The organism is Microvirga sp. jy35, assembly GCF_056148915.1.
Genome location: NZ_JBWBEW010000048.1, coordinates 1 through 12,301, shown reverse-complemented (window position 1 = coordinate 12,301; position 12,301 = coordinate 1). Strand labels below are relative to the sequence as shown.

Genomic DNA, 12,301 nt, shown 5'->3' with positions numbered 1-12,301 from the left:
TGCTTCTTCGATGAGTTGCAGGGAGGATACGCCTATGCTTGATATGCGGGAGTGAGATAAGATCGATGGGTTTGATCGACGGAATAGATCATGCTGGATGTGCTGACCCTGGACCAACTGCGAACCTTCGTGACAGTGGCGGACAGTGGCAGCTTCCGCTCAGGCGCTGCGCGGCTGTCCCGGGTCCAATCCGCCGTCAGCCACGCCATTGCCAACCTGGAGGCTGAACTCCGCGTCGCTTTGTTCGACCGGAGTGGGCATCGGCCGGTGCTGACGCCCGAGGGGCAGGCGTTGCTGGCCAACGCCCGTGACATTCTCCTCAGGGTCGATGCCATGCGAGCGCGAGCCCGTGATCTTGGTGAAGGTGTCGAGATCGAGCTTTCCCTCACGGTTGACACCCTGTTCCCGATCGCAACCGTCGGAGCGGCATTGACGGAGATGCGCGTGACCTATCCCTCAGTGTCGATCCGGCTGGCGGTCGAGCCGCTGGGCGGGCCGATCACGTCGCTGATCGAGAAGCGCAGCGCGCTTGCCATTGTCGTAGGCGAGGACTTCCGTGATCCGCGGATTGCACTCGAAGCTATCTCCTCCATAGAACAGGTCGCTGTGGTCTCACCATTGCATCCGCTAGGCCTGCGCTCAAAGAGTGAGGATATCGGCCTACCCGATCTTGCCGACTATCTTCAGATTGTTCTGGGCGATCCCACGCCCCTGTCGGAAGGGCGCAGTTTCGGTGTTCTGTCACCCCAGACCTGTCGTGTCAGCAGCCAGGACGCCAAGCATGCCATGATCCTGGCAGGCTTGGGCTGGGGCCGCCTTCCGGTCTGGCAGGTGCAGCGTGATCTGAGGGAAGGGCGCCTGGTGCGCGTGGCCACAACGGCGCTCGGCCGGAAGGGGCAGGTGTCCTCTGAGGCGTATATCGCCCACCGGCTGGACGAGCCGCTTGGGCCTGCCGCTCATGCGTTCCGCACAGCATTGGCGCAAATGACCGCGGTTCCATCCGGCACTCGGTAGCAAACGCCACCGGAATTCTGTGGCCTCTTCCCGAGATGCTCCCCAACCAATCCGGCTGGATTGTTGACCTGCTCAAACAACAGCAAGGATGAGCCTTTTGTTGTTCAGAGCGAACGCGCTTGTCCGTCGTTTGAACGAAGCAATCCAGTTTCCAGGCCGTGTAATGTCGAGCGCCACTAGCTGCACTTCTAGTCTTGACTCAAGGCAAATCCGAACGGAGAGATCAGCAATTGAATGACTGATTGGAGACACCTTATGCCGCAACCGGAGCCACCGCCGACCATAGAGGCGCCTGTTCTGGAGACCCCGCGCCTAATTCTCAGAGGCCACCATCAGCACGACCTCGCTTCGGGGTTCGCGATGTGGAGCAATCCATCGGTCGTCGAGCATATCACGCGCAAGCCGTCTACCATGGAAGAAAGCTGGGGGCGGATTCTGCGCTATGCCGGACATTGGCGCCTGATGGGTTTCGGCTACTGGGCCGTCGTGGAGAAAGCATCGGGACGCTTCGTCGGTGATGTTGGCTTCGGCAACTACAAGCGCACGGTCGAGCCTCCGCTTGGTGACAACCCGGAGATCGGCTGGGTTCTCGATCCCGTGTTTCACGGCAGGGGGTATGCCACTGAAGCGGTTCGTGCGGCGCTCGCATGGATGGATCGCCGTGGTGGTATGTCGACCGTCTGCATCGTCGCTCCAGAGAATACGACATCCCTGCGCGTGGCCGAGAAGTGCGGTTACCGCCCGTCTGGGTGGGCCACGTACATGGATTCCGAGATCATCGTGTTGCGGCGTGAAGTCGACCCATGAGGGCCAGTAGCGGGGCTGAATCGATGAAACCCATTGGCATTCGGCAAAGTGCCTATCTGGTCGATGGCGCGCTGATTGACCAGAATATGAGCGCTACAAGATTGGTCCTCGTTCAATTGCCCGCCGCGACGTAGACGTCAGCGAGCGCTTGGGCTGCGATCGCTGGGTGGTGGAGCGCACACTGGCGTGGTTCAGCGGCACGGGCTTGAGGCCGCGGAAGCGGAGCATTCTCGCCTGTTGCATGTCTATCCAGCACTTGGTTACGAGGTTTCTATTCTGCCCAAAACCAGTGTTTAGGAGCGCGCTAACGTCATCGAGAATACGTTGCAGTAGGTACCGTCTTCCTGAGCCTAAGAGCCACCTGCCTGCCGCTGGCTAGGCCCGCTGCGCTATACCAAGCCCAAAGGACCAGTTCTCTTTCTCAACCTCGACGATGCTGATGAAAACGTCTTCTGCGCGTATGCCCGGGTTATGAGAGAGTCTCGCCGCAATTTGCCCAAAGAGAGCCATTCTCTGAGTTATCGTCCGCGTATTACTCACGGTAACTCGCACGATTACAAAATCGTCGCTTCGCTCAATATCGAAGAAATGGCGATCATATACGAAGTTTTCGGCATCTAATTCAACAATGGTCGCGAACAGGTCCCCCTCTGGGACGTCGAATGTTTCCTTTAGCGCCTCATATATGCCAGAAACAATTGCACGCCGGTAATCAACAGACTTACCCGCTCGTAGTAATACTTGAATCAGAGGCATTGATGTCGCCCTTTGCCCTTTTCGAGGATGAGCATTGCGCGCTTAGTCTACGGTCTCCCCTCACTTGAGAAAATTTGATAGTTTAAAACCAAGACTTTGGGGGAATTAAACGATGCAGCTCGCAACCCTCGATATGGACATTTTGCGCACCCTTGTGGTGGCAATGGATCATGGAGGGTTCGCTAGGGCGGCCGAGCGGTTAGGTCGTTCTCAATCGGCGGTAAGCCTGCAAATGCGTAGGCTCGAGTATTGTCTGGGTCGACCGCTGTTCCGGAAACAAGGCCGTGGTCTGGCACTCACTGATGCGGGTGACATTGTTCTCGTCTACGCACGTCGCATCCTGGAGTTGAACGATCAGGCGTTAACAGCAGCCCGTGGGGTCGCGGTTGAAGGAACCGTGCGGTTTGGTGTGCCGCAGGACTTTGGAGAGACTTGGCTGCCTGGAGTGCTCGCGCAGTTCGCACGTATTCATCCCTCAGTTTCAGTCGAGGTGCGGGTGGATCGGAGCAACAATCTCACTGACCGAATCATGAATCGTGGACTCGATCTCGCGCTTCTATGGGGAAATCCGCCACAGAACGCGGTGCTCATTAAGCGCCTCCCGATGGTTTGGATTGGGGTTAGGAGTTTTGTTGCAAGACAAGACGATGAACTTCCGCTCGCGTTATTTGAGGCACCCTGTGTCTTTCGCAAGGAGGCCTTGGAAGCCGTTGAAATGAGTAGACGACGGTGGCGGCTTGCTCTGACATCACCGAGCCTCGCTGGACTTTGGGCAGCAGCATCGGCAGGTCTTGGTATCACCGTCCGGACGACACTCGGTCTTCCGCCTCACGTGCCAAACTGTTGCTCGTCTTGATACCATTAATAGAGCTTGAGTCAGACTTTTGTGTTGGGCAGGTCTGAGAGAGTCAGCTTTCTCTGGAAGGCAGGTCAACCGGCATTGTCACATTAGAGCGTCGGACCGATAAGTGGACGCACCACACGCAGGTTCGAGATGACTGAGATGCAGAATTCATCAGATCTGATTTCTCATCCGATGCTCTAACTGCCACTAAGTGCGCTTAGTGGCAGTTAATGTCATAATGCCCTCTCAACGCACCTGGTTCAAAATCCCGGTTAGGTCACCTGCGTTTAGGAGCTAGACACGACATGAATGTTGTCATGGTTCCATTCCGCAATACACATCATCCCGTCACGCAGCCATTTACCGTCGAGGCCGGGAACCCGAACACGCAGGTTCGCCCCTCCTGCCGTGCCTATTACGAGGATATTATCACCATAGTTGACCATAGACTCGATTTTGAAATGGCAGGAATGAGCATTCGGATCTCGGCGATCTTCTGTCCGCAGCCGTATCATCTCCGGTCGAATGAGAAGGCTTATCCGGTCACCGGGCCTGTGATTTTTGATATCAACGCTGAACTGACCAAGGCCTTGAGTCCTGACACAACCATCATTGCCAATGATTTCGGCGTCGATGAGATTACTGTCGCCCACGAATGATGCAACGAACCTTGTCTTCGGCTCGAAGTAGATATCAAGTGGAGTGCCCACCTGCTCAATCTTGCCGGAGTTGAATACGGCAATCCGGTCCGACATTGTCATTGCTTCGGTCTGATCGTGGGTCACATAGATCATGGTCACCCCAGCCTCGCGGTGAATCCGCTTGAGCTCGAGCTGCATGTGCTCCCGAAGATTCTTGTCCAAGGCCCCAAGCGGTTCATCCAAAAGGATTAGGTCAGGCTCGAAGACAAGAGCACGAGCAAGGGCGACGCGCTGCTGTTGCCCACCCGACAACTCACCTGGGTGGCGGTCGGTGAAACCCTCTAGGCCTACTCGTGCCAACGCCTCGATGGATTTTAGCTGCCTCTCCCTCTTGGCTACCCCACGCATCTTCAGCGGGAACGCAACATTGTGCACCACACTCATGTGGGGGAACAGCGCGTAGTTTTGAAACACGACACCGATATTGCGCTCATATGGTGGGATGTGCCCGACGGATCGCCCAGCGATGTTGATCTGACCGTCCGACGGTTCCTGGAACCCGGCAATCATCATCAGGGTCGTCGTCTTGCCCGAGCCTGAAGGACCGAGGAATGTGATGAACTCGCCCGGGGCAACGTCAAGCGAAATGTCGTCTACGGCTCTTTGGAGTCCGCCGTAGTGTTTGACCAGGTTTGAGAGAGACAGAGAACGGGCAGCCATGGGGTCAGAGCCTTTGGTCGGCGGTCAGGAAGCGATGGGTGATGGCCGGCTGTTGAGGGTCCGTCGAACCGACCGTACGGCGACGGGAACCATGACGCCGATGAGAGCCGCGGCGAGCAACAGCGAGGATGCTACCGAAATCACAGGATCTGCCTCCATCCGGAAGCTGTTGAACATCTGGCGTGGCAGCGTTGCTACGTCTCGCCCCGAGATGAAGAGGGAGACGACAGTCTCGTCGAACGAGTGGATGAAGGCAAACAAGCCGGCAATCGCGAAAGCAGGGGCGAGGATCGGCATTGTGATGAGGCGAAACACTGTGAGGGGAGGTGCACCCAGGCTCATGGCTGCCCGTTCCAGCGAGAGATCAAAACCCTTTAGCGCCGCGGTAATGATCAGCATCGCGACCGGGATCGAAAAACAGGTATGTGCGAGAATGACGCCGAGATAGCTTTGCAGCAGTCGCAGCTCTTCGAAGTAAATGTAGTAGCCGAGTGCCATCACGATGTGTGGCACGATAAGGGGCGTCATTAGGAGAAGGTTGAACATGCTCCTCCCCGGAAACCGGTAGCGGACGAGAGCAAACGAGGCGGGAACCGCAACGGCCATTGTCAAGCCTGCGGTCGCGGCGCCGATGAGGATGCTATTGAGAAGCGGGCCGGTCCAATTCGGGTCCGAGAAAAACCGCTCGTAGTACCCAAGCCAGAGGGCCGGTGGCGGGAATTGGAGCGACGGCGCAGTGCTGAACGACATCGGCACCACAACCAGGAGCGGGGCTGCCAGAAAGGTGGCGACAAGAATGGCGGCGATGCGAACCAGCGTCATGCTCGTCCTCCCCAAAGACGATCCATCCCGAAAAAGCGGCTGTAGAGACTAAAAAGGCCAAGCGAGACTGCCAGGAGGATCAGAGCCATCGCCGCGGCTCCCCCAAAGTCGAGGACCTGCTCCATACGGTCTCCGATCAGTCCGGCGATGGTCTGCTCGCGTGGGCTGCCGAGGAGGACCGGCATCACGTAAAAGCCAAGGCAGGTAATGAAGACGAGCGTGATACCGTTGACAATGCCCGGAGCGCTCAGCGGAAGATAGATATGCCAGAATACCCGCCACGGTCTCGCCCCGAGACTGCCGGCAGCATCCAAGAGCTTAGGATCGATCCGCTTCATGACCGCAAAGAGTGCCATCGTCATGAATGGGATAAGTCCGTGGGTCATACCGAGGGTAGCTGCAAAGTTCGTGAAGAGAAGACGCGGTGGCGGTGAGTAACCGAAGACTGCGATGAGGGCAGGAAGGGGGCCCTGAACGCCGAGGATCACCATCCACGCATAAGTCCGGACAAGATAGCTTGTCCAGAAACTCAGCGCGACGACCAGGAGGATCGTTCGGCTTATTGTCCCTTTGGATGTCGCGGCAACGTAGGCGAGAGGATAGGCAAGGATGAGGCTCAGGCCAGTGACGACGCTGGCCGTCCAGAAGGTATTCGCCAAAGTCGCCAGGAATAATCGGGACCTGAAGAGATCCCGATAGTTGCTAATTCCCCACGTGGGTTCGGTGAAGCTCAAGAGAGTGACGTACGCCAGCGGAACAACGAAGAACGCCAGCAGGAAAATGCCGGCAGGCAAGCCAAGCAAAAGCGGACTTGTGTGTTTCCACCGTCTTCTCTTCATTGCCGTCGCCTCCCCTGTTCCAGACGTCGCTAGCTTGAGATCCAGCGATCGAAGCGCTGATTGAGCTCGTCGAGCTGCGGTGCGATCTTTTCGGGGTCCAGAACGATTGCCTGCTTGAAGTTGGCGGGGTAGGTCGGCATCAGCTTTGCCTGCTCAGGATTAATGAAGTCAAATGCCTTAGGATTGAGCGGGCCGTTCTTGTCCCTGATGCAGAACTCGGCAAGCCTCTCTGGCCGAACAGCCGATTGGATAAAGCGCCAGGCGTTCTCCGCGCGCGGGGTTCCCTTGGCGACAACCCAGAACGCCTGATCGAGAAGCGCCTGGTTCCAGACGATTTCAACGGGCACATTCGCCTCGACGAGCTTGCCCGCCTGTCCGGTCCACATTCCGATCATCTCGACCTCGCCGTCGCGAACGAGCTGGGCGGACTGTGGTCCCTGCGTCCATAGGACTCGAAGATCGGGCTTCAGCCGATCCAAGGCGGCGAAGCCCCGGTCGAGGTCATAGGGAAAGAGCTTATCAGGAGCCACACCATCCGCAAGGAGAGCAAATGCAATGGTCCGAGCAGCATAGCGCTGGAGTGACCGCGATCCCGGAAACTTCTGGACGTCCCAGAAGTCCCGCCAATTCTGAGGCCCACCGTTCGGAAAGTGATCCTTCCGGTAGACGATTGCGTTGGAAAAGGCGTGAGACTTCACGCCATTCATTGCCACGGCGCCATCCCAGAGGCTCGACTGGTCAAGGGCGCTTCCTTCGACCGGCTCGATGATCTTTGCTGCATACGCCCGTCCAAGCTCCGCAACACCCAACGTTGTCACGTCGAACTCGTAGGTTCCCGTGCGGGCTTGCGCGGCCAGCTTCGCGAACGAAACCGGGGAAACGGTCCGAATTTCGATACCGGACTCCTTCGTGAAGGGCTTGAACCAGACATCCCGGGCGACCTCTTCCCACAGGCCGCCCCATGTGTTGACGTACAGCACCTTTTCGGCTGCCTCGGCACGTTTGACGAAGGGCATAGATAGAACCGCTCCTGCCCCAGCGGCCAGGAACGATCTGCGGGATATTTTGGCTTTGGTCTGAGTCGAATTCTCTTTGGTCATCCTCGTCCTCCCGTACAGTGATTCGCCATCCCGTCTTGGCTTCTTCTGGGGCCGATCCTTCTTCACCCGAAGACCGCGCCGTAAACCCGAAGCCAGTTCCCCGATGTGATCTTTTGAACCTCTTCGGCAGAAAAGCCGACAGCTGCCAGTCCGTCGTGGACGATGCCGAGATCACCGGGCGAGGACAGCCATTCGGGCTTTGCGACTTTTCCGGGTCTGGCCTCTGACCCCGCACCGTATTGAACTCCGCGGGTCCAACGGCCTTTTCTCATCCAGTCCAGGTCGGCCTGGGTGGTGTTGTGACCTTCGTCGGTTCCGATTGCGACGTGGTCGATCCCTGCGATTTCAACCGTTCGGGCAACCATTTCGCACCAGCCTTGAACGGTGGCACATGCGTCTTCCGGGGTGATGTTGCGGTATGTGGCGCATCCGATCACTCCGCCATTCTCCTTGAGGGCCTTCAGAACCGCATCACTCTTATTCCGCTTGTGGGGAAAGATGCTTGCAGCGTTGGCATGCGTAATTGCCACTGGCCGTTCAGAGAACCGGACTACGTCGAGAGTGGTCCGGTCTCCAACATGCGAGAGATCAATCAAAACTCCGGTTCGATTCATCTCGCGGACGACTTCTCGGCCGAACCGCGAAAGACCGCTGTCGCTCTCCTCGTAGCAGCTACCGCCGAGCTCATTCTGGTTGTTGTAGGTAAGCTGCACGACCCGAACTCCGAGCTCCGCAAACAACTCAACGAACGCGATACGGTCCTCGAAGAGATTGGTGTTCTGGAATCCGAGCAGAACAGCCACTCGCCCGGTGTCGTGAGCTTTCTTGATATCCGCAAGGTTCCTTGCGATAAGAATGAGGTCGGATGAGGAGCGCTCCAGCTCTCGCCATTGACTAATAGCGTCGAGGGACTCGATCGTGCCTTCCCAGAACCCCAGTGTCGGGGTCACGCACGTAAAGCCTCCGCGCTTGAGATCCTGGAACACGTCCCGTGCGAAGTGACCGCATTGAAGTCCGTCTATCAGCATCGTCGCTAGTCCGTTCTTTGAGAAGGTGCTGCATCCTGAACCGAGCCCCGCAACTGCTCCGCGAGCAGGGAGAGGTCGGTGTCGTCCTCATCTTGTCTGCCGATGACCCGGCCATCGGCTTCGACGATGATTGCGCCGGCGTGCCTGCGCGACTCGAACGAGTCGGGCGCCAGGGCTTCGCTGGACAGCTGAAAGAGTTCCCACCAGAGTGCATCCTGAACGGGCAACCCATTCCGACGAACTTCATCAAGGAGATCGCGAGCTCTTGCTGAAGCCAGCGGCTGTATCGAGATTTGCAGTTCATCAGGTCCGGTGCCGAAGGTGATCGTCCCCATGAAGCCCTGCTGCTGCAGAAATGGCTCGACCACGGGGATCTCGTCGCGAGCCAACAGGCCGACAATGGCAATGTTGTCGGGTCTCCCGCGACGCTTGGCATCGACCAGCAGGTCGGCCAGCAGAGGCGCTACGATCCAGGAGTGTTGGCCGGCGCAGTCGATCTTCAACGACTGCTCATTCTCTTCCAGTGTGACTGCCCAGCCTCTTGCGACTTTCAGCTGATCGATATTGGCGCGAAGGTTTGTGAAGCCGCCTAGCCCCAATGCTGCCGAGTAGAGCGCACATTCTCGTGCCGATACTACTTGGCCTGGGTCCAGGTTCGCGACATGCATGAGACGCTCCAGCACCATCCTGCATTCACGCAGACTTACGTAGAGGGTTCTGCTGTTCTCGGGAGTTTCAGTCATAGAATTGGCTCTGCGGGATAAAACCATTGTGTGTCGCCGCCACCTTCATTGAGATCTTGTGCCGTCGGAGCACCGTGAAACAGCACGCCACGGAGGTTTCGGTTCAGGAAGTCGCGTGCTTTGTCGATGCCATGTATGCCGACATTGAGGAGGCGTGTGATATGAGCCGGCACGAAGTCCTCGCTCATGATGTTGGCATGAACCGAGTGATAGGGCAGTCCGGCAAGTGCCTGGACTCTGGTAACAATCCCGCGGTGCCAGGGATGGGCGAGAAGGAACCGTGCCACGCTACTCCCAGCGTCTGACGCAGCGAGGTCGGCGTCCAGCCTCACAACCAGTCTGGGTAGATCAAGACCAAGATTGACGACCTCGCCGACCTCTTCTCTTGGCCCCCTTCGCGGCTCTTCTGCGGTGCGGGACTTATACCAGACATACCGTCTGGAACACTCCGACTCCAAGTCCATGCGGAAGGCCCAGTCATAGTCGCTATGGACGATCTCCCGGAGCCGACGGACAGTCATCTCCGGCCTGATCGTCTCCTCTTCGTCCACCACCAGGGTCTGGACGAGTTCGTCGGCGACATCAGGGACAAGTTCAATCAGAAGGGAGTGCAGAGTCTCGAGCGCCTCGTCATGAATGCGTCCTTGCAGCGACCGGCAGAGTTCGGCAAAGGGCAGTCCCGGCACTTTCTCCTGTCTTGCGTACCGGGCGAGCAGGAGTTCGGCCTCGTGCAAGGCGATCTCCAAATTGTCGGCAACGACATCGCTTTTTGTGAATGCCTCGTAAACCACCCGATCCTCTCTCCGGAAGCGGATGGCCTTTTTCAGGAACGAGATGAGTTGGCCGACTTCCCTGCCATCAGGCGTGGGCACAAGCATCTTTGCTCGGGCTAATGCCTCTTCCCGGATGAAAATCCAGCGGTCGATGAGCCGGGGGTGGTTGTTGACGAACAGCATGAGCCCAAGTGCGGAGCCGTTGCCGACGCCTAGATAGCGGGCGAGTTCTGGAGCCATCGGTACAGCTTGGGGCGAACGAAGCCGTGCGAGGTGATGCAGCAGATCCTGGGCGAAGACCCGCATCATGTAGGCTGAGAGCATCTGCGCGGCCAGTGACCACCTGAGAGGATGCCCGGGTTCAAGCGTCAGGAAGCTACGGGTGCCAAAAGTTCCGTTCCCGTCGAGTCCCGTATTACGCATGAGGTAGCAGGTCTTGCCCAATGGGGCCACGTCCGGCTGGCGGCCGGACGCTAGCGCATCGAGAGCATAGTCGAAGAACCGGGCGCTGCGATTGGAGCGGCACCAGGTCAACGTGCCGGGCGTGGCGCGACCCTCATAGAGCTTTGGAAGCTCCCTGCGCGTCGTCTCCAGATCCTCAGAGCTGATCTCCCCTTCGATCAGGGCTCCCATCATGTCCCATGCGCGTCCGATGATCCGGCCTGTGCGGCCTTCAGGCGAGGGCTCGAATGAGTAGACGGGGAATGAGAACCGATACCCTCCGGCCTCGATCAAATAGAGGGCTGTGCCGCGAGCGCGCTCATCAATGTCGAAGCGCTTGCACTTGATTTGCCAACTTTCACGAACCGCTTGGTTCATGAGAGCGCGCGATGCACTGACCCGGGACGGCTGGATGGCTGCCAATCGCTCGGGCTTCATTAGCTCCGAGGCGGGGCGCATTAATCGATGGAGGAGATGGTTCTCCCGTAGATCAAGTTTTCGGACTGCAGTCACTCTTTGGCTCCACGGATGCGGGCTGTTGCTCTGGATGCGGCGTGCGTGACAATTCTGGAGCTCAGGTCAGGATCGAAGCCGTTGGTTGGACCCGAAATTGAGAGGGCGGCGATACAATCGCCGCGGGAGTCGAAGACCGGCGCTGCAACAGCCGTTACAGTCCGCGGCCCTAGCGGGCCCGATACGGCATAACCGCGCTCGCGCACCTCGGCGAAGATGGCGGGGTCGCCAACCTCAACGCCGGAGCCCTTAATGCGGTCCAAGGTCATTGGCGACGCATAAGCAACGAGAACCCGCCCTGTCGCCGAGTCTGAGAGTGGAAGTCGGGTGCCGATCCGAAGATCGGCCCGCAGTAAGCCTCGTGACTCGACCCGGTTGATGATGACCGACTCTGTTCCGTCGAGAATGGCCAGGGAAGCGGTCTCGCCACTCTCGGCTACTACGTCCTGCAGAATATCCACGAGACGTGTTCCGATGCCTGCCTGCTCTAGTGCAATGGCAGCATGGTGCAGGACTTTCAGGCTAAGCCGATAGCGATTGTCCTCGCTCTGTTCGATCCAGCCCGCTTCAACAAGAGTCACCAGTCGTTGAAGTGTAGTTGCTCGCGCCTCCCCTAACATGCGTGCCACGTCGGCCAAGCGCAGAGGTTCGTTGGACGACGCAACGATGTCCAACGCGGTGAAAGCCTTCAGCACGGAAGATAACGGACGAACAGCCAACCCTGTTGTCTTTCATATGAATACAACGTATTCTATACTCGCACCAATCTTCTGTGTGTCAACGCCAAAGTTGCCGGCTTATTTGTTTGAGTGACGCGTAGTTCGCCCTTTGATGGCATGATACCTCTTGGTTAGTCCCTGTAGAGTAAGACCGAGGGCATGCCACAGCCTGTCAGCTACAAACGTTATCGTTTTGCACCCAAGATCATTGCCCACACGGTATGGCTCTACTTCAGGTTTTCATTGGGCCTGCGATTGATTGAGGAGATGCTGCTCAAGCGCAGCATCGTTGTCTCCGACTAGACTGTTCGCCGCTGCGCCCTGAAGTTCGGCTCAGCTTATGCCCACCGCCTCAAGTACAGAGCGCCAAGCCGCCATGACATGCGCTATCTCTATGAGGCTGTGATCAACATAGCAGGCCAGAAGCACTGGCTGTGGCGAGCCGTCTATCAGGATGGATATGTGCTAGTGGATCGAATCTAACGCTTGGTGCCCACGCCTGACGGCGGCGATGATTTCATCCGGATCAGCCGTCCAGGTG

12 protein-coding genes and 2 pseudogenes are annotated in these 12,301 nt (G+C 57.9%); 5 read left to right on the top strand and 9 right to left on the bottom strand.

What is annotated here, in order from left to right; translation table 11 throughout:
* Positions 1 to 90 precede the first annotated feature (90 nt).
* From AC0QTX_RS23730 to AC0QTX_RS23720, 3 genes and pseudogenes are all read left to right on the top strand, one after another.
* Positions 91 to 1,014, top strand: a complete 924-nt coding sequence (locus tag AC0QTX_RS23730; protein WP_474606277.1) for a LysR family transcriptional regulator — start codon at positions 91 to 93, stop codon at positions 1,012 to 1,014.
* A gap of 255 nt (positions 1,015 to 1,269) precedes the next feature.
* The gene (locus AC0QTX_RS23725; protein WP_474606276.1) at positions 1,270 to 1,821 is read left to right on the top strand and encodes a GNAT family N-acetyltransferase; all 552 of its coding nucleotides are present in this window, start codon (positions 1,270 to 1,272) and stop codon (positions 1,819 to 1,821) included.
* A 115-nt stretch (positions 1,822 to 1,936) separates the two neighbouring features.
* A pseudogene (locus AC0QTX_RS23720) lies at positions 1,937 to 2,017 on the top strand (IS5/IS1182 family transposase); the annotation flags it as partial.
* A 179-nt stretch (positions 2,018 to 2,196) separates the two neighbouring features.
* Here AC0QTX_RS23720 and AC0QTX_RS23715 read toward each other — a convergent pair.
* Positions 2,197 to 2,577: a tautomerase family protein gene (locus AC0QTX_RS23715; RefSeq protein ID WP_474606275.1), complete on the bottom strand. Its 381-nt coding sequence runs from the start codon at positions 2,575 to 2,577 to the stop codon at positions 2,197 to 2,199.
* A gap of 112 nt (positions 2,578 to 2,689) precedes the next feature.
* Here AC0QTX_RS23715 and AC0QTX_RS23710 point away from each other — a divergent pair, with 112 nt between their 5' ends.
* Positions 2,690 to 3,433 (top strand): LysR substrate-binding domain-containing protein, encoded by a 744-nt coding sequence (locus AC0QTX_RS23710; protein WP_474606274.1) that lies wholly within the window; start codon positions 2,690 to 2,692, stop codon positions 3,431 to 3,433.
* A gap of 275 nt (positions 3,434 to 3,708) precedes the next feature.
* Here the strand turns inward: AC0QTX_RS23710 and AC0QTX_RS23705 are convergent, their stop codons facing one another.
* The 8 genes from AC0QTX_RS23705 to AC0QTX_RS23670 form a co-directional block, all read right to left on the bottom strand.
* On the bottom strand, positions 3,709 to 4,782 hold the full coding sequence (locus AC0QTX_RS23705; protein ID WP_474606273.1) for an ABC transporter ATP-binding protein: 1,074 nt from the start codon (positions 4,780 to 4,782) through the stop codon (positions 3,709 to 3,711).
* A gap of 24 nt (positions 4,783 to 4,806) precedes the next feature.
* Positions 4,807 to 5,604, bottom strand: coding sequence for an ABC transporter permease (locus AC0QTX_RS23700; protein ID WP_474606272.1), 798 nt, complete (start codon positions 5,602 to 5,604; stop codon positions 4,807 to 4,809).
* Positions 5,601 to 6,443, bottom strand: a complete 843-nt coding sequence (locus tag AC0QTX_RS23695) for an ABC transporter permease (RefSeq protein ID WP_474606271.1) — start codon at positions 6,441 to 6,443, stop codon at positions 5,601 to 5,603. Before AC0QTX_RS23695 ends, AC0QTX_RS23700 begins: the two co-directional genes overlap by 4 nt.
* A 29-nt stretch (positions 6,444 to 6,472) precedes the next feature.
* Positions 6,473 to 7,459, bottom strand: a complete 987-nt coding sequence (locus AC0QTX_RS23690) for an ABC transporter substrate-binding protein (protein WP_474606270.1) — start codon at positions 7,457 to 7,459, stop codon at positions 6,473 to 6,475.
* Positions 7,460 to 7,605: 146 nt separating this feature from the next.
* Complete coding sequence (locus AC0QTX_RS23685) at positions 7,606 to 8,571, bottom strand: membrane dipeptidase (RefSeq protein WP_474606269.1); 966 nt, start codon at positions 8,569 to 8,571, stop codon at positions 7,606 to 7,608.
* A gap of 5 nt (positions 8,572 to 8,576) precedes the next feature.
* Positions 8,577 to 9,239, bottom strand: a complete 663-nt coding sequence (locus AC0QTX_RS23680; protein ID WP_474606268.1) for a hypothetical protein — start codon at positions 9,237 to 9,239, stop codon at positions 8,577 to 8,579.
* Between the two features lie 71 nt (positions 9,240 to 9,310).
* A complete protein-coding gene (locus tag AC0QTX_RS23675; protein ID WP_474606267.1) occupies positions 9,311 to 10,510 on the bottom strand; it encodes a hypothetical protein in 1,200 nt (399 codons plus the stop codon).
* A 527-nt stretch (positions 10,511 to 11,037) separates the two neighbouring features.
* Positions 11,038 to 11,760 carry an IclR family transcriptional regulator gene (locus tag AC0QTX_RS23670; protein ID WP_474606266.1) on the bottom strand — a complete coding sequence of 241 codons (723 nt, stop codon included), beginning with the start codon at positions 11,758 to 11,760 and terminating at the stop codon, positions 11,038 to 11,040.
* Positions 11,761 to 11,919: 159 nt separating this feature from the next.
* On the opposite strand from AC0QTX_RS23670, the pseudogene AC0QTX_RS23665 reads away from it, so the two are divergent.
* Positions 11,920 to 12,228: pseudogene (locus AC0QTX_RS23665) on the top strand (IS6 family transposase); the annotation flags it as partial.
* Positions 12,229 to 12,301 lie beyond the last annotated feature (73 nt).

What these genes read in the sequence shown, in the direction of transcription:
- AC0QTX_RS23700 (WP_474606272.1), bottom strand. Translation starts at nt 5,604, where the DNA reads ATGACGCTGGTTCGCATCGCCGCCATTCTTGTCGCCACCTTTCTGGCA.
- AC0QTX_RS23705 (WP_474606273.1), bottom strand. Translation starts at nt 4,782, where the DNA reads ATGGCTGCCCGTTCTCTGTCTCTCTCAAACCTGGTCAAACACTACGGC.
- AC0QTX_RS23710 (WP_474606274.1), top strand. Translation starts at nt 2,690, where the DNA reads ATGCAGCTCGCAACCCTCGATATGGACATTTTGCGCACCCTTGTGGTG.
- AC0QTX_RS23730 (WP_474606277.1), top strand. Translation starts at nt 91, where the DNA reads ATGCTGGATGTGCTGACCCTGGACCAACTGCGAACCTTCGTGACAGTG.
- AC0QTX_RS23680 (WP_474606268.1), bottom strand. Translation starts at nt 9,239, where the DNA reads ATGCATGTCGCGAACCTGGACCCAGGCCAAGTAGTATCGGCACGAGAA.
- AC0QTX_RS23695 (WP_474606271.1), bottom strand. Translation starts at nt 6,443, where the DNA reads ATGAAGAGAAGACGGTGGAAACACACAAGTCCGCTTTTGCTTGGCTTG.
- AC0QTX_RS23685 (WP_474606269.1), bottom strand. Translation starts at nt 8,571, where the DNA reads ATGCTGATAGACGGACTTCAATGCGGTCACTTCGCACGGGACGTGTTC.
- AC0QTX_RS23715 (WP_474606275.1), bottom strand. Translation starts at nt 2,577, where the DNA reads ATGCCTCTGATTCAAGTATTACTACGAGCGGGTAAGTCTGTTGATTAC.
- AC0QTX_RS23690 (WP_474606270.1), bottom strand. Translation starts at nt 7,459, where the DNA reads ATGCCCTTCGTCAAACGTGCCGAGGCAGCCGAAAAGGTGCTGTACGTC.
- AC0QTX_RS23725 (WP_474606276.1), top strand. Translation starts at nt 1,270, where the DNA reads ATGCCGCAACCGGAGCCACCGCCGACCATAGAGGCGCCTGTTCTGGAG.
- AC0QTX_RS23675 (WP_474606267.1), bottom strand. Translation starts at nt 10,510, where the DNA reads ATGCGTAATACGGGACTCGACGGGAACGGAACTTTTGGCACCCGTAGC.